Origin of the sequence: Simplicispira suum (assembly GCF_003008595.1) — a bacterium.
Lineage (GTDB): Bacteria > Pseudomonadota > Gammaproteobacteria > Burkholderiales > Burkholderiaceae_C > Simplicispira > Simplicispira suum.
In genome coordinates this window covers 583,606-603,413 of record NZ_CP027669.1, presented here as the reverse complement: position 1 = coordinate 603,413, position 19,808 = coordinate 583,606, and the positions used below count along the sequence as shown (strand labels likewise).

Annotated in this window: 22 protein-coding genes; 6 read left to right on the top strand and 16 right to left on the bottom strand. The window is 61.7% G+C overall.

What is annotated here, in order from left to right; all coding sequences use genetic code 11:
* Positions 1-210: 210 nt before the first annotated feature.
* Positions 211-1,359, top strand: a complete 1,149-nt coding sequence (locus tag C6571_RS02850; RefSeq protein ID WP_170094664.1) for a dipeptidase — start codon at positions 211-213, stop codon at positions 1,357-1,359.
* A gap of 33 nt (positions 1,360-1,392) precedes the next feature.
* Here the strand turns inward: C6571_RS02850 and leuB are convergent, their stop codons facing one another.
* The 9 genes from leuB to grpE all read right to left on the bottom strand — a co-directional run bounded on the left by leuB (position 1,393) and on the right by grpE (position 11,224).
* Entirely contained in the window at positions 1,393-2,463 is a 1,071-nt protein-coding gene (gene leuB / locus C6571_RS02845; RefSeq protein ID WP_106445348.1) for a 3-isopropylmalate dehydrogenase, read from the bottom strand.
* A 75-nt stretch (positions 2,464-2,538) separates the two neighbouring features.
* Positions 2,539-3,189 carry a 3-isopropylmalate dehydratase small subunit gene (gene leuD / locus C6571_RS02840; RefSeq protein ID WP_106445347.1) on the bottom strand — a complete coding sequence of 217 codons (651 nt, stop codon included), beginning with the start codon at positions 3,187-3,189 and terminating at the stop codon, positions 2,539-2,541.
* Positions 3,190-3,200: 11 nt separating this feature from the next.
* Complete coding sequence (locus C6571_RS02835) at positions 3,201-3,326, bottom strand: entericidin A/B family lipoprotein (protein WP_106445346.1); 126 nt, start codon at positions 3,324-3,326, stop codon at positions 3,201-3,203.
* Between the two features lie 33 nt (positions 3,327-3,359).
* On the bottom strand, positions 3,360-4,811 hold the full coding sequence (gene leuC / locus C6571_RS02830) for a 3-isopropylmalate dehydratase large subunit (RefSeq protein WP_106445345.1): 1,452 nt from the start codon (positions 4,809-4,811) through the stop codon (positions 3,360-3,362).
* Between the two features lie 33 nt (positions 4,812-4,844).
* Entirely contained in the window at positions 4,845-5,786 is a 942-nt protein-coding gene (locus C6571_RS02825; RefSeq protein ID WP_106445344.1) for a LysR family transcriptional regulator, read from the bottom strand.
* 115 nt (positions 5,787-5,901) lie between these two features.
* A complete protein-coding gene (locus C6571_RS02820) occupies positions 5,902-7,266 on the bottom strand; it encodes an MBL fold metallo-hydrolase (protein WP_106448005.1) in 1,365 nt (454 codons plus the stop codon).
* A gap of 117 nt (positions 7,267-7,383) precedes the next feature.
* Entirely contained in the window at positions 7,384-8,526 is a 1,143-nt protein-coding gene (gene dnaJ, locus C6571_RS02815) for a molecular chaperone DnaJ (RefSeq protein WP_106445343.1), read from the bottom strand.
* Positions 8,527-8,632: 106 nt separating this feature from the next.
* Entirely contained in the window at positions 8,633-10,579 is a 1,947-nt protein-coding gene (dnaK, locus tag C6571_RS02810) for a molecular chaperone DnaK (protein ID WP_106445342.1), read from the bottom strand.
* A gap of 90 nt (positions 10,580-10,669) precedes the next feature.
* The gene (grpE, locus tag C6571_RS02805) at positions 10,670-11,224 is read right to left on the bottom strand and encodes a nucleotide exchange factor GrpE (RefSeq protein WP_106445341.1); all 555 of its coding nucleotides are present in this window, start codon (positions 11,222-11,224) and stop codon (positions 10,670-10,672) included.
* Positions 11,225-11,432: 208 nt separating this feature from the next.
* On the opposite strand from grpE, the gene rpsF reads away from it, so the two are divergent.
* The 4 genes from rpsF to rplI are packed head-to-tail and all read left to right on the top strand — an operon-like array spanning position 11,433 to position 12,941.
* On the top strand, positions 11,433-11,858 hold the full coding sequence (gene rpsF, locus C6571_RS02800) for a 30S ribosomal protein S6 (protein WP_106445340.1): 426 nt from the start codon (positions 11,433-11,435) through the stop codon (positions 11,856-11,858).
* Between the two features lie 27 nt (positions 11,859-11,885).
* Complete coding sequence (priB, locus tag C6571_RS02795; protein ID WP_106445339.1) at positions 11,886-12,176, top strand: primosomal replication protein N; 291 nt, start codon at positions 11,886-11,888, stop codon at positions 12,174-12,176.
* A gap of 18 nt (positions 12,177-12,194) precedes the next feature.
* Positions 12,195-12,476, top strand: coding sequence for a 30S ribosomal protein S18 (rpsR, locus tag C6571_RS02790; protein WP_005795932.1), 282 nt, complete (start codon positions 12,195-12,197; stop codon positions 12,474-12,476).
* A gap of 12 nt (positions 12,477-12,488) precedes the next feature.
* Positions 12,489-12,941 carry a 50S ribosomal protein L9 gene (gene rplI, locus C6571_RS02785; protein WP_106445338.1) on the top strand — a complete coding sequence of 151 codons (453 nt, stop codon included), beginning with the start codon at positions 12,489-12,491 and terminating at the stop codon, positions 12,939-12,941.
* Positions 12,942-13,166: 225 nt separating this feature from the next.
* Here the strand turns inward: rplI and C6571_RS02780 are convergent, their stop codons facing one another.
* From C6571_RS02780 to C6571_RS02750, 7 genes are all read right to left on the bottom strand, one after another.
* The gene (locus tag C6571_RS02780; RefSeq protein ID WP_245901370.1) at positions 13,167-14,375 is read right to left on the bottom strand and encodes a CynX/NimT family MFS transporter; all 1,209 of its coding nucleotides are present in this window, start codon (positions 14,373-14,375) and stop codon (positions 13,167-13,169) included.
* Between the two features lie 159 nt (positions 14,376-14,534).
* Positions 14,535-15,407 (bottom strand): methyltransferase domain-containing protein, encoded by an 873-nt coding sequence (locus C6571_RS02775; RefSeq protein ID WP_170094662.1) that lies wholly within the window; start codon positions 15,405-15,407, stop codon positions 14,535-14,537.
* A 153-nt stretch (positions 15,408-15,560) separates the two neighbouring features.
* The gene (locus C6571_RS02770; RefSeq protein ID WP_106445335.1) at positions 15,561-15,920 is read right to left on the bottom strand and encodes a 5-carboxymethyl-2-hydroxymuconate Delta-isomerase; all 360 of its coding nucleotides are present in this window, start codon (positions 15,918-15,920) and stop codon (positions 15,561-15,563) included.
* A gap of 24 nt (positions 15,921-15,944) precedes the next feature.
* Positions 15,945-16,325 (bottom strand): aspartate 1-decarboxylase, encoded by a 381-nt coding sequence (gene panD / locus C6571_RS02765; RefSeq protein ID WP_106448004.1) that lies wholly within the window; start codon positions 16,323-16,325, stop codon positions 15,945-15,947.
* Between the two features lie 17 nt (positions 16,326-16,342).
* Positions 16,343-17,923 carry an L-aspartate oxidase gene (gene nadB / locus C6571_RS02760; protein ID WP_106445334.1) on the bottom strand — a complete coding sequence of 527 codons (1,581 nt, stop codon included), beginning with the start codon at positions 17,921-17,923 and terminating at the stop codon, positions 16,343-16,345.
* An 81-nt stretch (positions 17,924-18,004) separates the two neighbouring features.
* Entirely contained in the window at positions 18,005-18,823 is an 819-nt protein-coding gene (locus C6571_RS02755) for a segregation and condensation protein A (RefSeq protein WP_245901369.1), read from the bottom strand.
* Between the two features lie 80 nt (positions 18,824-18,903).
* Entirely contained in the window at positions 18,904-19,113 is a 210-nt protein-coding gene (locus tag C6571_RS02750; RefSeq protein ID WP_106445332.1) for a DUF3460 family protein, read from the bottom strand.
* 44 nt (positions 19,114-19,157) lie between these two features.
* On the opposite strand from C6571_RS02750, the gene C6571_RS02745 reads away from it, so the two are divergent.
* Positions 19,158-19,664 (top strand): outer membrane protein assembly factor BamE, encoded by a 507-nt coding sequence (locus C6571_RS02745; protein ID WP_106445331.1) that lies wholly within the window; start codon positions 19,158-19,160, stop codon positions 19,662-19,664.
* Positions 19,665-19,808: the final 144 nt, after the last annotated feature.

Below are 19,808 nucleotides of genomic sequence, written 5' to 3'. Positions count from 1 at the left end.
GCCACGCCTGCCGAGATGGCATTCGCGGTGTTCAGAGGGAACGGGCGGGCGGCAAACATAGAGCCAGATTCTACTGGACTGGAGTCTTGCGAGACTTACAGTGGTGGCGTGCGTGTGGCCGACAAATGCTCCAGCAGGTCGGCACCTGATGTTCAGCCACAGCTCACGGGGAGTCAAAATGACTGGAACCGAAACTTTCAAGGATTTGCCATGGGCAGATTGACGCGGCGTCTCGTGCTGGCTGGCGGCGGCGTGGCTTTGGCTGCGGTTGGCGTTGGCGGCTATCTCATCAAGCATCCCAGGCCTGCGCCCATTGGCTTTGACATCACGCCGGAAGAGTTGGTACGGGCGCGCGCATTGCTCTCGCACCATCCGTCGATTGATGCCCACGCCCACCCGGGCCGGACCTTTGTGGATGGAGCAGAAAATCTGTCTGGGCTGGTCTGGGTCTACGCCAAGCTGGGAACGTTTGAGAAAAGAACGATTGCCGATATGCAAGCGGGCGGTTTGACCGCCGCTGCTTTTGCCGCCGTTTCAGATTTCCAGACGCTTGGCACCGCAGGCGAAGGATTGACGGCGGTACGCAACTTCGCCCCTGGCGAAGCCTGGACGAGCTACAAGCGGCAAATTGGCAAGCTCCAGGCACTGACCGAAAGTGGCCTGGTTCGGCCCATCAAAACCTTGGCGGATTTTCAGGCCGCCAAGGCTTCGGGCAAGCCCGGCGCGTTCCTGACCGTCGAAGGCGGAGATTTCCTTGAAGGCAAACCGGAACGTGTGGCCGAGGCCTACGCAGACGGGGTGCGGTCCATCACGCTCATGCACTACCGCAACAACGAGTTGGGCGACATCATCACCGGTGCCCCCGTCCACGGAAAGCTGAGCGATGCCGGCGTGGCTGTAGTCAAGGCCATGAATGCCATTGGCATGCTGGTGGACGTTGCCCACGCATCGGAAGCCACCGCCATGGGCGCCATTCGTGCGTCGTCCAAGCCCGTGATGGCCTCGCACGTACACGTGCAGAGCGAAAAGCTGCACCACCCGCGGTTCATCTCCCTCGATCTGGCCAAGGCCGTAGCCGAGACAGGCGGTGGCGTGCTGGGGGCCTGGCCTGCCGGAATCGGCATCGTGGATCTCAACGGCTTTGTGGATCGCACCTTTGAACTGGTGGACCATGTCGGCATCGACCACGTCTGTCTGGGAACCGACATGGATGCCAACTACAAGCCGGTCTTCGATACCTATGCGAATTTGCCGGTCTATGTGGCCGGATTATTGAAGCGCGGCATGCGGGAGCCCGAGGTGGCGAAATTGATTGGCGGGAACTTCCTGCGCGTGTTTGCTGCGGTGCAGAGCACTTGATCTGCACCGGGCAGCTGGGTGCGCTTTGCGCTCTCAGCCCAGTGCCTTCACCACCGCATCGCCCATTTCTGCCGTGCCCACCTTGGTCGTGCCTGCACTAAAGATATCCGGCGTGCGCAGGCCTTGGCCCAGCACACTTTGCACGGCGGTCTCAATACGCTGGGCGGCGGCTTCCTGGTTCAGGCTGAAGCGCAGCATCATCGCGGCGGACAGGATGGTGGCCAGCGGGTTGGCCACGCCCTTGCCCGCGATGTCCGGCGCGCTGCCGTGGCTGGGCTCGTACAGGCCCTGATTTTTGGCATTCAGCGACGCCGAGGGCAACATGCCAATGGAGCCGGTGAGCATCGAGGCTTCGTCACTCAGGATGTCGCCAAACATGTTGCCGGTGACGATCACGTCAAACGCCTTGGGCGCCTTCACGAGCTGCATGGCGGCGTTGTCCACGTACATGTGGTCCAGCGCGACGTCGGGGTATTGCTGGCCGACTTCCGTCATGACGTCTTTCCAGAACTGGAAGGTTTCCAGTACGTTGGCCTTGTCCACGCTGGTCACGCGCTTGCTGCGCTTGCGTGCCGCCTGAAACGCCACGTGGGCGATGCGTTCGATTTCCGGCTTGCTGTAGCGCATGGTGTCGAAGGCTTCCTCGGCACCGGGGAAATGGCCGTCGGCGGCCACGCGGCGGCCGCGCGGCTGGCCGAAGTAGATGTCGCCGGTGAGCTCGCGGATGATGAGGATGTCCAGGCCTGCAATCAGCTCGGGCTTGAGGCTTGACGCCCCCACCAGCTGCTCGTAGCAGATGGCAGGGCGGAAATTGGCGAACAGGCCCAGGTTTTTGCGCAGACCCAAAATGGCCTGTTCGGGGCGCAGTGGCCGGTCGAGCTTGTCGTACTTCCAGTCGCCCACGGCGCCAAACAGGATGGCGTCGGCCTCCTTGGCGAGCTTGAGGGTGGATTCGGGCAGGGGGTGGCCGTGCGCTTCAAAGGCGGTGCCGCCCACCAGGGCCGATTCCATCTCGAAGGGGAGGTCAAGCGCATCGAGCACCTTGATGGCCTCGGCGACGATTTCTGTGCCAATGCCGTCACCCGGCAACACTGCGATTTTCATTATTTACTCTGTTTTTAATAGCTAATTGCGCTTATCCAGTAAGCGCTAGAGGCCAATTTGAATGGTATTTTTCAGTTAGGACGCCATGCTGCGTGCCAGCCAGGGCTTGGTAGCCAGGCGCTCGGCTTCAAAGGCTTTGATCTTGTCCGTCTGGCGCAGCGTCAGGCCGATGTCGTCCAGCCCGCCCAGCAAGCAGTACTTGCGAAACGCCTGCACTTCAAACGGAATTTCCTGCCCCTGCGGGCGCACGACCACCTGGCGTTCCAGGTCGATGGTGAGTTGGTAGCCGGGGAAGGCCAGCACTTCGTCGAACAATTGGGCCACGGTGGCTTCTGGCAGCTGAATCGGCAGCAGGCCGTTCTTGAAGCAGTTGTTGAAGAAGATGTCGGCATAGCTGGGCGCGATCACGCAGCGAAAGCCGTACTGGTCCAGCGCCCAGGGCGCGTGCTCGCGGCTGGAACCGCAGCCGAAGTTCTTGCGCGCCAGCAGGATGGAGGCGCCCTGGTAGCGCGGCTGGTTCAGCACGAAATCGGGGTTGGGGCGGCGAGCGGCCGGGTCCTGGCCGGGCTCGCCGTGGTCCAGGTAGCGCCATTCGTCAAACAGATTGACGCCGAAACCGGTCTTTTTGATGGATTTGAGGAACTGCTTGGGAATGATGGCGTCGGTGTCGACGTTCTCGCGGTCCATGGGGGCGACGAGGCCCTTGTGGGTAGTGAATTTCTGCATGCTGGGCTTTCTTATTTGGCGGCGCGCTCAATGGCGCTGCCGGCGCGGCCGATGTCCTGGCCCACGCCCTTGACGGTGTTGCAGCCGGCCAGCACAAAGGCCAGCGACAAGATGAAGAGGATTGCGGTCTTTTTCATGACAAGCTCCTTCAGTCGAATGGGGAGTGAGAATCAGGCGAACTTGCGAATATCCACGAAGTGGCCGTGCACGGCAGCGGCTGCGGCCATGGCGGGACTCACTAAATGGGTGCGTCCGCCCGAGCCTTGGCGGCCTTCAAAGTTGCGGTTGGACGTGGACGCGCAGCGCTCGCCGGGCTCCAGGCGATCGGCGTTCATCGCCAGGCACATCGAGCAGCCCGGTTCGCGCCATTCGAAGCCGGCGGCCTTGAAGATGGTGTCCAGCCCCTCCCGCTCGGCTTGCTGTTTCACGAGGCCTGAGCCTGGCACCACCATGGCAAGGCGAACGTTGGCTGCCACTTTGCGGCCGAGCTTCTTCACCACGGCTGCGGCTTCGCGCAAGTCTTCAATGCGGCTGTTGGTGCACGAACCGATGAACACTTTGTCGATGGCGATGTCGTCCATGGCCTTGCCCGGCTGAAGACCCATGTAGGTGAGTGCCCGCTCAATCGCACTGCGTTTGCTGGCGTCCTTTTCCTTGTCGGGGTCCGGTACGTGGCCGTCCACGCCCAGCACCATTTCGGGCGAGGTGCCCCAGGTGACTTGTGGAACGATGTCGGCGGCGTTCAAGTTGACTAACGCGTCGAAATTTGCATCTGGGTCGGAATGCAGGGTGCGCCAATACGCTACGGCCTGATCCCATTCAACGCCTCCAATGAAGCGTCCGGTTTTGGCGTCGTAGCCTGGCGCCATGGGCCTGCCGCGCAGGTAGTCGATGGTTTTTTCGTCCACCGCGATCAAGCCGGCGCGGGCACCGGCTTCGATGGCCATGTTGCATACCGTCATGCGGCCTTCCATGCTGAGCGCGCGGATGGCTGGGCCAGAAAATTCAATCGTATAGCCCGTGCCGCCGGCGGTGCCGATTTTGCCGATGATGGCCAGCACGATGTCCTTGGCGGTGATGCCGGGTGCCACCTGGCCGTTCACCTGCACCAGCAGATTCTTGGCCTTCTTGGCCAGCAGCGTTTGCGTGGCCATTACGTGCTCGACTTCGCTGGTGCCGATACCGTGCGCCAGTGCGCCAAAGGCGCCGTGGGTGGAGGTGTGCGAATCGCCGCAGACAACGGTCATGCCGGGCAGGGTGGCGCCGTTTTCCGGGCCGATGACGTGCACGATACCCTGGCGCTGGTGCATGAACGGGAAGAACGCTGCCGGCGAAATTTTCGCCATGTTGTCGTTCAGCGTGGTGATTTGCTCTTTGCTGATCGGGTCGGTGATGCCGTCGTAACCCTGCTCCCACCCCGTCGTGGGGGTGTTGTGGTCGGCGGTGGCCACGATGGAGTTGGCTCGCCAGACCTTGCGTCCGGCCTGGCGCAGGCCCTCAAACGCCTGGGGGCTGGTGACTTCGTGCACCAGATGGCGGTCAATGTAGAGGATGGACGTGCCGTCCTCCTCGGTATGGACGACGTGCTCGTCCCAGATCTTGTCGTACAGGGTGCGTCCCATGGGGTGCTCTTCTTTCTGGTGGGGAGATGAATTTTAGGTTTTGTCGGGCTCGATTGGGGCAGCGGGGGCCAAGTGCTGCGCCAGCAAGTGGGCGGTAACGGGGAGGGCGTCAAAATCGCGCGCTACCAAGCTGAGGGCGCGCTCCGCCCAAGGCTCCAGCAGCGGCACGGCGTGCAGCTCGCCCACACCGCGCAGCAGGTCAAAGGCACGGTCGGGCAGCAGACCGATGCCCAGTCCGTTGTCGATCATGCGGCACATGGCGTCCACGCCCGTCACCTGAATGCGCTGGCGCAGCGTTCGGCCCACGGTGGCGGCCGCTGCGCGCATTGCCAGGCTGATGCTGCTGTTGGCGTGCAGGCCGACGATGTCGTAGTCAAGCATTTCGCTGAACTGCACGGCGTCCTGTGCCGCCAGGGCGTGTCCGTCAGGCACCACCAGCACCAGCCGGTCGCTGCGGTAGGGCCGGGTTTGCAAGTCGGCGGCGGTGCTGCCGGTGCCCAGATGGCAGATGCCTAGATCGGCCGCGCCCTCGCTTACAGCGTGCTGCACCGCGCCGCTCAGGTGTTCCTGCAGGTCGATCTTGATATGGGGGTGGGCGCGCGCAAAATCACCCAGGTCTTCCGGCAAAAATCCCACGATGGCGGAAATGTTGGCGTGCACGCGCACGTGGCCGCGCACCCCACCCGCGTATTCGCCCAGCTCGCCCTGCATGCGTTCCAGGCCGAACAGCACGGTGCGCGCATGGTGCAGCAGGCTCTCGCCGGCTGGCGTAGGCCGCACGCCTCGGCTGTGGCGGTAGAGCAGGGGGGTTTCCACGGCCGCTTCCAGGTCCGCCAGCCGTTTGCTGACGGCCGAGGCCGCCAGAAATTCGCGCTCTGCCGCCCGCCCGATGCTTCCCAGCTCGCATACCGCAACAAAGAGCTGCAGCGAGGTCAGGTCGATACGGCGCGCAAAGTTGCGCTCAGAGCGGGACATGGGAGAAAAGACCCCTTGAAAAACGAAGTCTTTGTATTTTCTTTTAAGAAATGCGAGTAAGCCATCGCAAAGTGCGATGTCTGGGGAATGCAAATACGCGGTGACGGAGCCGCCCCTAAAGCGAGTGAACGGCGCCTTGCTCGGGCACCAGCGCTCGCCAATGGAGTTCGTGGGCAATGCGTTCGCGCAAGCGGTCGGCCGCAGCCATCTCTCCATGCACCACGAACACCTTCCTGGGAGCGTGGTCCAGGCGCCGCAGCCAGGCCAGCGTCTGATCGCTATCGGCATGGGCGGAAGCGGAGTCGATCTGTGCCACCTGGGCGCGGATAGCCACGTCCTGGCCATGGATACGAATGCTCTTCTCGCCCGCAGCGATTCGGGCGCCCCGGGTTCCGGGGGCTTGGTGGCCCGTGAGCACGATCAGATTGCGGTGATCGCCCGAGTACAGCGCGAGATGGTGCAGCACGCGCCCACCTGTGGCCATGCCGCTGGCGGAGAGAATCACCATGGGTCCGTGGCGCTTGGCCAGGGCTTTGGAGTCTTCGGTGGTCTGCACCATGGTGGCGCTGTGTGAAAGCGCATGCACTTCTTGCGTGCTGAGGCGGTGCGCCTGTGGATGCTGGGCAAACAAGGCTGTGGTGTTGACGGCCATGGGACTGTCAAGAAACACGGGCAGCTGTCGTGGCAGCGTCCCGCGCGTTTTGAGCAGGTTGATGGCGTGCAGTACCGACTGCGCGCGGCCTACGGCAAACACCGGCACCACGGCGACGCCCCCACGCTTTGCGACGGGTGCCAACACTGCGCCCAGTTCGTCCACCATGTTTTCCGGGGGGTGCTGGCGGTCACCATAGGTCGATTCAACAAGAACCGTGTCGGCCTGCGGCGGCGCCTCGGGCGGCGCCATCACAAGATCGTCGTCCCGGCCCAGATCGCCAGAAAAAAGAATGCGGTGGCCGCCAACTTCCAGCAGGATGCTGGCGGCGCCCAGAATGTGCCCGGCGGAACTGAACGTGGCGCGCCAACCCGGCACGGGCTCGAAGCTGCGGTGCAGCGCGTGGCTGTGGAACTGACGCAGGCAGCGCTGCGCGTCGAGCCGCGTGTACAGCGGCAGCGCGGGCGAATGCTTGCTGAGATGGTGGCGGTTCAGATACGCCGCATCTTCTTCCTGCAAATGGCCGCTGTCGGGCAACAAAATGCCACAGAGTTCGCGGGTGGCGGCGGTGGCATGGACCGCGCCGTGAAAGCCATCACGCGCCAGCAACGGCAGGTAGCCGCTGTGGTCCAGATGTGCATGGGTCAGCAACACCGCATCGATTTGTGCAGGGGCGACGCCGAGGGGCTGCCAGTTGCGCAAGCGCAGCTGTTTGTAGCCCTGGAACAGGCCGCAATCCACCAGCGCGCAGTGCCCTTCGTGTCGAACAAGGTATTTGGAGCCAGTCACGGTGCTGGCAGCACCGAGAAAAGTAATGCTGGGGGCCATGGGGTGCTCCGATGCGCTTTGGAGCCCCATGGTAGCGAACTCATTCCAGTTCTAAATCAAACGCGCACGCACTGGGTCAGCTTCGCCTCCCTGTTCACGCCTGATCTGGAGACGGAATCAACTGAAGAAACTCTTGAGCTTGTCGGTCCAGCTCTCGCCGCTCGGTGAGTGGCGAGCGCCGCCCTTTTTCAGCGATTCTTCGAGTTCACGCAATAGCTTGCGCTGGTGTTCAGTCAGCTTGACCGGAGTTTCCACCGCAATGTGGCAATACAGGTCGCCGGGGTAGCTGGCGCGCACGCCCTTGACGCCTTTGCCGCGCAGGCGGAACTGCTTGCCGGCCTGGGTGCCTTCGGGGATGTCGATGGCAGCCTTGCCATTGAGAGTAGGTACGTCGATCTCGCCGCCCAGCGCCGCCGTGATGAAGCTCACAGGCACCTGGCAGTGCAGATCGTCACCGTCGCGCTCGAAGATGTCGTGCTTCTTCATGCGGATTTCGATGTACAGGTCGCCGGGCGGCCCGCCGTTGGTGCCGGGCTCACCGTTGCCGGTGCTGCGGATACGCATGCCGTCATCGATACCGGCCGGAATCTTCACTTCGAGCGTCTTCTGCTTCTTCACGCGCCCCTGGCCCTGGCAGCTCGCACACGGCTCGGGGATGATCTTGCCGGTGCCGCGGCAATGCGGGCAGGTCTGCTGCACGCTAAAAAAGCCCTGGCGCATCTGTACGGTGCCGGAACCACTGCAGGTGCCGCAGGTTTTGGCGCTGGTGCCGGGCTTGGCACCGCTGCCGTGGCAGGTGTCGCAGGCTTCCCACGAAGGGATGCGGATTTGCGCGTCCTTTCCACGCGCAGCTTCTTCCAGCGTGACCTCCATGGCGTAGCTCAGATCGCTGCCACGGTAGACCTGGCGCCCGCCCGGGCCGCGCCCGCGTCCGCCCTGGTTGAACATGTCGCCAAAGATGTCGCCAAAGGCTTCGGCAAACCCGCCAAACCCCTCCGTTCCCGGGCCTCCGGGGCCGCGCATATTCGGGTCGACGCCGGCGTGCCCGAACTGGTCGTAAGCCGAACGCTTGCGCGCATCCGACAACATTTCGTAGGCTTCTTTGGCCTCTTTGAAGCGGTCCTCCGCTGCCTTGCCCGCATCGCCCTGGTTGCGGTCAGGGTGGTGCTTCATCGCCAGTTTGCGATAGGCCTTTTTGATCTCGTCCTCGGAGGCGTTCTTGGGAACGCCGAGAACCTCGTAGTAGTCTCTTTTCGACATGAGTTGTCAGCCCGGTTGGAACAGGAACGCCGCGCGAAAGCCTTTGGGGCTCCCAGCACGGCGGCTCGGTCGGTCTGGCTGCGCCCGGTGCGCAGCCCTGACGGGCTTAGCCCTTCTTTACTTCCTTGACTTCGGCGTCCACCACGTTGTCGTCGTCGGCAGGTGCCGAGCCCGACGCTTGTTGCGCCGCCGCGTCCGCACCAGCAGCACCTTGCGCAGCCTGAGTCGCCTGCTCGTTCGCGTACATCTTCTCGCCCAGCTTCTGGCTGGCCGTCATCAGGGCTGTGGTCTTCGTCTCGATGTCGGCCTTGTCTTCGGTCTTGAGCGCTTCTTCCAAAGCTTTGACCGCTGCGGTGATAGCGTCTTTCTCGCCAGCATCAAGCTTGTCGCCATGCTCAGTCAGGCTCTTCGTCACGCTGTGCACAGCGGCCTCACCCTGGTTGCGAGCCTGCACCAGTTCGAGTTTCTTCTTGTCGTCGGCCGCGTTCATCTCGGCGTCCTTCACCATCTGCTGGATCTCGGCTTCGGACAGGCCAGAGTTCGCCTTGATGGTGATCTTGTTTTCCTTGCCCGTGCCCTTGTCCTTGGCGCCGACGTGCAGGATGCCGTTGGCGTCGATGTCGAACGACACCTCGATTTGCGGTGTGCCACGCGCAGCTGGCGGGATGCCCTCAAGATTGAATTCGCCCAGCAGCTTGTTGCCCGAGGCAATTTCGCGTTCGCCCTGGAATACCTTGATGGTCACCGCCGGCTGGTTGTCGTCTGCCGTCGAGAAGGTCTGTGCGAACTTCGTCGGGATGGTCGTGTTCTTGGTGATCATCTTGGTCATCACTCCGCCCAGGGTTTCAATGCCCAGCGACAGCGGCGTCACGTCCAGCAGCAGCACGTCCTTGCGATCGCCCGAGAGCACCTGGCCCTGAATGGCAGCGCCCACGGCCACGGCTTCGTCGGGGTTGACGTCCTTGCGCGGCTCCTTGCCGAAAAACTCCTTGACCTTCTCCTGCACCTTGGGCATGCGTGTCATGCCGCCAACCAGGATCACGTCGTTGATGTCGGAGACGCTGATGCCGGCGTCCTTGATGGCCGTGCGGCAAGGGCCGATGGTGCGCTCGATCAGCTCGTCCACCAGGCTCTCGAGCTTGGCGCGGGTGAGCTTGATGTTCAGGTGCTTAGGTCCCGAAGCGTCGGCTGTCACGTAGGGCAGGTTGATGTCGGTCGCAGCCGAGTTCGACAGCTCGATCTTGGCCTTTTCCGCCGCTTCTTTCAGGCGCTGCAGGGCCAGAACGTCTTTGGACAGATCGACGCCCTGGTCCTTTTTGAACTCGGCAATGATGTAGTCGATGATGCGCTGGTCGAAGTCCTCGCCACCCAGGAAGGTGTCGCCATTGGTCGAGAGCACCTCGAACTGCTTTTCGCCGTCGACGTCGGCAATTTCAATGATGGACACGTCAAACGTGCCGCCGCCCAGGTCGTACACCGCAATCTTGCGGTCACGCTTGTCCTGCTTGTCCAGGCCAAAGGCCAGCGCCGCTGCGGTGGGCTCGTTGATGATGCGCTTGACGTCCAGACCTGCAATGCGGCCGGCGTCCTTGGTAGCCTGGCGCTGGGCGTCGTTGAAGTAGGCAGGCACCGTGATGACGGCTTCGGTGACGGGCTCACCGAGAAAGTCTTCCGCCGTTTTCTTCATCTTGCGCAGGATGTCGGCACTGACCTGCTGAGCCGAGAGTTTCTTGCCGTGCACTTCCACCCACGCGTCCCCGTTGTCGGCCGCCACGATGGAATAGGGCATCAAGTCGATGTCCTTTTGCACTTCTTTTTCGGTGAACTTGCGGCCGATCAGGCGTTTGACGGCGTAGAGCGTGTTCTTGGGGTTGGTCACGGCCTGGCGCTTGGCCGACGCGCCCACCAGCACTTCGCCGTTCTCCAGATAGGCAACGATGGACGGCGTGGTGCGTGCGCCTTCGCTGTTTTCGATCACTCGGGTCGTGTTGCCCTCCATGATGGAAACGCAGCTATTGGTCGTGCCGAGGTCAATACCGATGATTTTTCCCATTTTTTTCTCCGCGAGGCAGTTGATTGGTGTGAATGGCTGTTATTTGTGGCCTGCGTGGCAGGCTTCAAGCGGGTCGGCGCATTTTTGTGCCTACTTGGGCGCGGCCACCGTTACCAGAGCAGGGCGCAACACCCGATCGGCAATCAGGTAGCCCTTTTGCAGCACCGAGACGATGGTGTTGGCTTCCTGGTTGGCCGCCACCATGCTGATGGCTTGGTGGCGGTGCGGATCGAACTTTTCGCCCGGAGGTGGGTTCACGACGACCACACGATTGCGCTCCAGCGCCGAGATCAGTTGGCGCAAGGTGGCTTCAGTGCCTTCGCGCAACTGCGCCGCAGTCGCGTTTTGAATGGCGAGTGCCGCGTCCAGGCTGTCGGCCACGGGCAGCAGACCCTCAGCAAAATTCTCGATACCGAACTTGCGCGCCTTGGAGATTTCGTCCTCGGCACGGCGGCGGGCGTTTTCGGCCTCGGCCTTGGCACGCAGAAACTGATCGGCCAGTTCGGCACTTTTGGCCTTCAACTCAGCCAGTTCGTTCTGCAAGCGCTGCATTTCATCGTTGGCATTGGCAGCCATCGCGGCTTCAAATTCTTCGGGGGGCAGGTTCGGAGCCGGCGCGGCGGGATTGTGGTTGTTGTCTTGCATGTCGGTCGTCTCAGAGGCGAAGGAGCGGATGAAAGGAAGGTATGTCGGCGCACATGGGGGCGGCAGGGAGCAATTCAAGGATTGCGCATGGTGTGATCTGCACAGACGCGCTTCAGCGCCAAGCGACAGCTGCGTACTATAATTGCCGGCTTTGCCTTGCCACACTGCTACGGACGCAGCGGGTGGCGTTTAACCACAAGGAGTATGCATGCGTCACTACGAAATCATTTTGTTGATCCATCCGGATCAAAGCGAGCAGGTTCCCGCCATGCTCGAGCGCTACAAGGGCATGATCACCGCTGGCGGTGGTCAGGTGCACCGCGTGGAAGACTGGGGCCGCCGCCAGCTGGCATACCTGATCAACAAGCTCGCCAAGGCGCACTACCTGTGCATCAACATCGAAGCCGATCAGGCTGTGATGGCCGAACTGGAGCATGCGTTCAAGTTCAACGACGCCGTTCTGCGCCACCTCACCGTGCTGAAGAAGAAGGCCGATACCGGCCCTTCGTCGATGATGAAGACCGTCGAGCGCGAAGAAGCCCGCAAGGCCAGCCAGGCCGAATACGCTGCTTCCGGTGAGCGCGGAGAGCGCCCCGACCGTGGCGAGCGCAGCGAACGTACTGAGCGCGCATAGCGCCAGACGCGGCGTTTGCCCCAAGGAGTGCAGAACCACGTTGTCTTGACCGCCTGTATCGCCGAGGCGCAGCCTTTGCGATTCACGCCCGCCGGTCTTCCCGCCATCGAATTGCGGCTTGAGCACAGCTCGCAGCAGCAAGAGGCAGGACAGAACCGCGATGTCAAGGCAGCGATGAAAGCGGTGGCTTTTGGTGCGATGGCCGAGCGATTGGCCAAGCAATCCATAGGCAGCCTCTGGCGCTTCACTGGTTTTTTGGCAACACCCCGCAATGGCAAGCACGCTGTGCTGCATGTTCAGGATATTCAACCCGATTAATTTTCAAGAGGTCCGTCAATGGCCACGTTCAAGAAATTCAATAAAGACAAGCGCCCCAAGCGCAACACCCAGTCGCTGCTGTTCAAGCGCAAGCGCTTCTGCCGTTTCACCGTCACTGGCGTCGAAGAAATCGACTACAAGGATGTCGACACGCTGCGCGACTTCATCGCCGAGAACGGCAAGATCATCCCCGCGCGCCTGACCGGCACGCGCGCGATCTTCCAGCGCCAGCTCAACACCGCCATCAAGCGCGCACGCTTCCTGGCACTGGTGCCTTACAGCGACCAGCACAAAATCTAAGGAGCACCCGTCATGCAAATCATCCTGCTCGACAAGGTTGCAAACCTTGGCATCCTCGGCGATCTCGTCAAGGTCAAAGACGGCTACGCCCGCAACTTTCTGATTCCCTCGGGCCGTGCCCGCCGTGCCACGGCTACCGCCAAAGCCGAGTTCGAAGCCAAGCGCGCCGAACTGGAAAAAGCTGCAGCTGAAAAGCTCGCCGTTTCGCAAGCTGAAGGTGCCAAGCTTGAAGGCAAGGTCATCAAGCTGACGCAAAAGGCCGGTGTGGACGGCCGCCTGTTTGGTTCTGTCACCAATGGCGACATCGCCGAAGAGCTGAACAAGCTGGGCTTCAAGGTGCTGAAGTCGCAAGTGCGTATGCCCGCCGGCCCCATCAAGACCATCGGCGATAGCGCCGTGAGCGTGACCTTGCACCACGACGTGGCTGTGGAAGTCACCATTTCCGTGTACGGCGAAACCGTCTGATCACGTAGCGCAGTGCATCCCTCGCAAAGACCGCCTTCGGGCGGTCTTTGTTTTTTGACCGGCGAGAACAGGGCCGGTCTGCCTGGGAGAGTGAGCCAATGGGTAGGCGTCGTCGGGATCTAAAAAATCAAGTGTTTTTAGGCCCCATCGCTTGTGAAATAAGCTTGGATAGCTATATTGTTAATAGCAAAGTTTCAAGACGTTCTGCCATGCCATGTGCATACATCAGTGCGAATGCGGCTGCACAAGCAGGTTGCGACCTGCCCCCCAGCCGCTCCAGGCCATGACAACGGAGAGCAGCACCAACAAAGTCGCTGCCGATGCATAGCCGCCGGTCCAGCCGCGCAGCAGCCCCACCAGCAGCGGACCAACTGCCGCCAAGGTGTAGCCCCATCCTTGCGCCATGGCCGAGAGCTGGGCGGTGACTTGGGCGTTGGCGCTGCGCATGACGATGAGGCTCAGTGCGAGCGCAAAGGCGCTTCCCAGACCGCAGCCCAGCAGCACGGCCCAGACCCATCGGCCGCCAAGCGGGGCAAAAATCAGTGCCAACAAAGAGCTCAGTACGAGCAGCGCCAGACCGACGGCCAGCGCTCGCTGGTCCCGGCAGCGCGCCGCAATGGAGGGTGTCAGCAGGCTGGTGACCAACTGTGTGAGGATGGCCGTGGCAACCACGTAGCCTGCCTCCGTGCCGTTCAGGCCCCGCTCGCGCAGGATCGGAGCCAGCCAGCCCATTACGACATAAGCCATGGCCGATTGCGAGCCCATGAAGATCGTCACTTGCCAGGCAAGGCGATCGCGTCCCAGGCTGCCCAGTCTCCTGCCCGACAGGGGATTCGGTACGGGAGAAATCGCCTCATGCGGGGCCGATAGCGCCAGCGGCGCCCAGAGCAGCATGACCAAGCCTGCGGGCAGCGCCCAACTGGCCAACGCTGGCGCCCACGCGCCGCCAAACAGCTGTTGCGCCAGCGGCACGGTGAAGGCTGTGGCAACGGACGCCCCCGCGCAGATGGCCAGGGTGTAGAGCCCGGTCATCATCGCCGAGCGGTGCGGGAAGTCGCGCTTGATCAGGCCCAACACCAGCACATTGCCGATGGCGATGCCTGCCCCGGCGAGCACCGAAGCGGCAAACAGCAGCGGCAAATGGACCCAGCCACGCAGCAGGGTGCCGATGCAAATGAGCAGCATGGCGCCCAGCAGCGTGCGCTCGATGCCAAAACGCCGCGCCAGAGCCGGCGCCGGAGCCGAAAAAACGCCCAGGCAAAGAATCGGCAGGGTGGTCAACAGGCTGGCGCCAGTAGCGCCAAGACCGGTATCGCGCATGATGTCCGGCAATACCACCGACAAACTGCCAAATACCGGGCGCAGGTTGAAGGCAATCAGCAGCAGGGAAATACCGAGCAGCAAGGATTGCCGGCTCTGGATCTGCTCGGGCACGTGGCGTGCTGTTTGTCTCGTATCGCCGGGCGCGAGAGACACAGGAAGTTCAGAGCGAGGCAGGGGCGATGGCAAAGGCATGGAACTGGGACTGTAGGTCGGTTCGAAAGCCATTGCTGGGAGTGGGGCGCCACCTTTGCGGCGGCTGGACTAGACTATTTATGCGAATACTCCAGCTTTTATTTGTGGAACCGTTTTTTCAAATATAAAAATAACTTCGTCTTCATTTTTTACAATTAATTTTGTCTCAAATGATAGGTCGAAATGAGATTTTATTCTCAAAAATAGCTCTTGCATGCCATCCATTGTCCAGGCGTGAAAATGAATGCTGAAATCGGCTTTCTCCAAAATTTGTGCCTGCTGCCCGACAAATGCTTTGAGTTCGCTGCCATGTACGCGGGGAAAAAGGCCTTTGTCCATTCCATGCGAAGCAAAAATCTCCGCGAACTCCTGATATGCCGTGCCTCGAGACCACGTGGGACTGTGCTCGTAGTCTCTCAGTAGATGCTCAAATGATGTAGGCTTCCGCGTTCTGTCAAAACTATGACGCATTTCTGGTAGGCTGAGATAAAGAATGCCCCCATGCCTAAGAATGCGCAACATATTTTTAAATCCTTTAATCGGATCTTCAAAATGTTCGAATACATGGTTTGCAATAACAAAGTCTTGGGAGTAATCCCCCACTTTTGCCAAAGTTTCCCCGCTATCAACAATATCTGGAATGACAATCGAATTGATGTCGGTGCCAAAATCTTCCAATGTTAATCCGGATATATTGAATGGCTTTCCAATGTCTTCGGCGCTGTATTTGTCGATGTATTGAACTCGTGCTCCCTCCGGCAATTCCAGTGGAGAGGCAAATGCGCCAATCTCCACGCCTTGGCCTCGCAAATAGCTCCGTGCAACCAGCAGTCTGACCTGTGCTCTGGCGTCGCATAGCGTGGCGCTCTTCGGTGGCTCGGCGTCGGGTGCTGCAGGCTGGGCCAGACTCGCCATCTGCTGCTGAACTTGCAGCAACGTTTCCTGAAGCATGGTGGTTCCCAGAATTCTGCGCAGCAAATGGACAAGGTATCGCATCGGTTTTAGGATTCGCATTTTTGCTGGTAGCAAGTGAGTTGCTCCACGCTTTTTTGATCTGAGCGGACAAGTGCGTGAGCAGGTTTTTCGCCGCGCTTTGGGAAGTTTCTACAGCCGCTCTTTCACATACGATGGCCGGTCCATGTCCACGATCTCGACGCTGAGTTGAACCAGCATGCCTTCGGGTTGCGGCGTGCGTCGGCGCAGGACGGCGGCGACGCGTTCGGCCAGGTCGGCCTTGGCGTCGGGCGTGCGCCCGGCCAGCAGGCGCAGCTGGGCGTGCACAAAACCACGCGGCGAGGACTCGGTGCCCACGGCAAAACTGTTCTGTGAGATGAAGCGGGTTTTGAGGTCGGCTTCCGTCTGCACTTCGGGGCTGGCGCAAACGGCTTCGTTGAGTTCGACCAGGGTTTTGCGCTCGGGGAAAGGCGCCAGGTTGGCAGAGTATTCGACAATAAGGTGCGGCATGGCAAGCTTCCTCAAGAACAGGCTTCAGAGTGACTGGGTCGGCACATGGTCGCGCAGCGCGCACTGGCGGTTCTGCGCGTCGACAAACACCAGTTGCGGGCGGTGCGTCGCCAGTTCGGCTTCAGTGACCTGCGCAAAGGCCGCAATGATGAGCAGGTCGCCGACGCTGGCGCGACGCGCTGCCGAACCGTTGACCGAGACCATGCCGCTGCCGCGCTGGCCCTTGATGGCGTAGGTGACGAAGCGCTCGCCGTTGTCGATGTTCCAGATGTGTACCTGTTCGTTCTCGACCATGCCGGCCGCGTCGAGCAGATCTTCGTCGATGGCGCAAGACCCCTCGTAGTGCAGTTCACAGTGGGTGGCGCGGACGCGGTGGATTTTGGAGCGGAGCAGGGTGCGGAGCATGGTAGTTTGGCTGTGAGTCACTGGCTGACGGGGGGCACGAGAAAGGTCGAGGCCGCAGGCGCGGCGAGGTTGGGGTAGTCGCGGCTGTAGTGCAGGCCCCGGCTTTCGCGACGCAGTTGCGCCGAGCGCACGATGAGGGCAGCCACCTGCACGAGGTTGCGCAGCTCCAGCAGATCGCGCGTAACGTGGAAGTTGGCGTAGAACTCGTCGATCTCGGCCAGCAGCAGCGTGATGCGGTGTGTGGCGCGCTCCAGACGCTTGTTGGTGCGCACGATGCCCACGTAGTCCCACATAAAGCGGCGCAGCTCGTCCCAGTTGTGCGAGATCACCACGCATTCGTCGGCATCGGTCACGCGGCTGTCGTCCCAGCGCGGCAGGGCCGGGATCTGCATGCGGGGCGCGCTGGCAATGTGCTGCGCGGCTGCCCGCGCAAACACCATGCATTCGAGCAGCGAGTTGCTGGCAAGCCGGTTGGCGCCGTGCAGGCCAGTGCAGGCCACTTCGCCTACTGCGTACAGGCCCGGCAGGTCCGTGCGGCCCGAGAGGTCGGTCAGCACGCCGCCGCAGGTGAAGTGCGCCGTGGGCACCACGGGAATCGGTTCCTTGGTGATGTCGATGCCCAGCTCGGCGCAATAGGCTAGGATGTTGGGGAAATGCTCGTGCAAAAACTCGGGACTCTGGTGCGAGATGTCGAGCAGCACGCAGTCCAGACCGTGCTTTTTCATTTCGAAGTCGATGGCGCGGGCCACCACGTCGCGCGGGGCCAGTTCGGCGCGCGGATCGTGGCTTGGCATGAAGCGCGTGCCGTCGGGCAGCAGCAAGCGCCCGCCTTCGCCGCGCACCGCTTCGCTGATCAGAAAGGATTTGGCGCGGGCGTGGTACAGGCCGGTGGGATGGAACTGGATGAACTCCATGTTGCCCACGCGGCAACCAGCGCGCCAGGCAGCGGCAATGCCGTCGCCAGTGGCCGTATCGGGGTTGGTGGTGTAGAGGTAGACCTTGCCGGCGCCGCCGGTGGCCAGAATGGTGTGGGGCGCGCGAAAGGTCACGACTTCGTCGGTGGCTTCGTCCAGTGCGTAGAGCCCCAGGCATTGCTGGCCCGCAAGGCCCAGCTTGGCACTGGTGATCACGTCGACCAGCGTGTGCTGCTCGAACACAGTGATGCCGGGCGTGCCGCGCACCACGTCGATCAGGGTGCGTTGCACGGCGGCGCCGGTGGCGTCCGTCACGTGGGCAATGCGCCGTGCGCTGTGCCCACCCTCGCGCGTGAGGTGTAGTTCCTCTCCCTCCTGTGTAAAAGGAACGCCCAGTTCGCGCAGCCAGTTGATGGCAGCGGGGGCGTTTTCCACCACAAAGCGGGTAGTGGCCAGGTCGCACAGGCCGGCACCAGCCACCAGGGTGTCCTGGATATGCGCTTCAAAGCTGTCGTCGTTGGCCAGCACGGCTGCGATGCCGCCTTGCGCCCAGGCGCTGGAGCCGTCCTGCATCTGGCGCTTGGTGATCACAGCCACGCGGTGTGTAGGCGCCAGGTGCAGCGCCGCAGACAGTCCAGCCAGGCCGCTGCCCACAATGAGTACGTCGAAATCGTGTGAAGCCATGGGGACTATTGACTCGGTGCAAATGCACGGCATCCGGCCGGTGCGGTGGCCCGCAGGTGCTGCGGGCAGAGGCAGACAAGTTTAGGCGGGCTTATATGCGAGCCTGACGTAAATCGGGGAAAAGGCTTCGGCCTGCGTGATCTCGATCAGCGTTTCCTTGGCGAGTTCGAGCAGGGCGATGAAAGTAACCACCAGCACCGTGCTGCCGCGCGAAGGGTCAAACAGGGATTCAAACTCGACAAAACGTCGGCCCTGCAGCGCCTTGAGCACGTGGCCCATGTGTTCGCGCACGGAGAGTTCCTCGCGCGTGATCTTGTGATGCTGGACCAGGCGCGCGCGCTTCAGGATGTCCTGCCAGGCCTCTTGCAGATCGGTCAGTTGCACGTCGGGAAAGCGCGGCTGCAGGCTTTGCTCGATAAATACCTGGGCACACAGAAAATCGCGGCCCTGCTGTGGCAAGGCCGAAAGCCGCGCGGCGGCCATCTTCATCTGTTCGTATTCAAGCAGGCGGCGCACCAGCGCGGCGCGCGGGTCCTCGGCCTCGTCGGCGCCTTCCTGTTTGCGCTGAGGCAGCAGCATGCGCGATTTGATCTCGATGAGCATGGCCGCCATTAAAAGGTATTCGGCGGCCAGCTCCAGGTTGCGGCTGCGGATCTCTTCGACGTACACCAGATACTGGCGCGTCAACCCCGCCATGGGGATGTCGAGAATGTTGAAGTTCTGCTTGCGGATCAGATAGAGCAGCAGGTCCAGCGGGCCTTCAAAGGCTTCCAGGAAGACTTCCAGTGCATCGGGCGGGATGTAGAGGTCGGTGGGTAGCGCGAACAGCGGCTCGCCGTATAGGCGCGCCAGCGCCACCTGGTCAATGACCTCGGGCATGGCACCTGGTGGAGGAACCATGCTGGTGTCTCTCACCGTGACCATATTTACTATACTATTAATAGCAATTAAGTCTTTCCAGTATTGCGCTGGAGTCGATTTTATTCGTCGCTGTACGAGTAGTAAACGTAGGACTTTTGCGGCACCCGCCCGGCGCGGTATTGCTCCCACAGACTGCGGTCTACGGGCTTGTCCCACAGCAGGGCACGGCCAGCGCGCTGCTGGGCATCGAGCTCGGGGCGTTCCTGCTTGAGCTTTTCGATGAACTGGGTGGCGTCGGAGGTGTAGTGGGGGCGGGCGAAGATGGACATGGCTTTGGGTTACGCTTGTTCGCATGATTTTACCGGGGACTGCCATGCCACTTGCCAAACTGCTTGGCGCCACGCTTTTGGGGCTGCTCTTGCTGTCCGGATGTGACGCCCAGCGCATCAGCGAACTGCAGCCGGGCCAGTCCACCGAGGCCGATGTGCGCGATCGTTTTGGCATGCCGGAAAACACCTGGCCCGAGCCCGGCGGTGGCCATACACTGGAGTACAACCGGCAGCCCGCCGGCACCGAGAACTTCATGATCACCCTCGGAGCCGACGGCAAGCTCGTCGCGGTGCGTCAGGTGCTTACCCAGGAGACTTTCGCCCGCGTGCAGCCCGGCATGGGCATGGACGAAGTGCGCAGGCTGCTGGGCAAACCCGCCAAGACCATGCGTTTTGATCTCACAGGCGAAACGCATGTGGACTGGCGCTTCATGCAGGACGCCACCACGCGCAAGGTGTTTACCGTGGTCACCAAGGGCGACGGCAAGGTGCTGCGCACGCAGTTCGGGCCCGATCCGCAGGCCAGCGAAAACCTGGGCGGCGGGCGGTAGCGCCAATATCCATTCCCGCCTTCAGCGGCGGGCATGCTTTTCAAACCAGTGGCACTGTGGATTTGGCTTTGCCAGTCCACCGGAGCCGTACCCTTCCCGCGAAGCGAGAGAAAGGGGATGCGGCGCAACCGCTCAGGGGGTTGT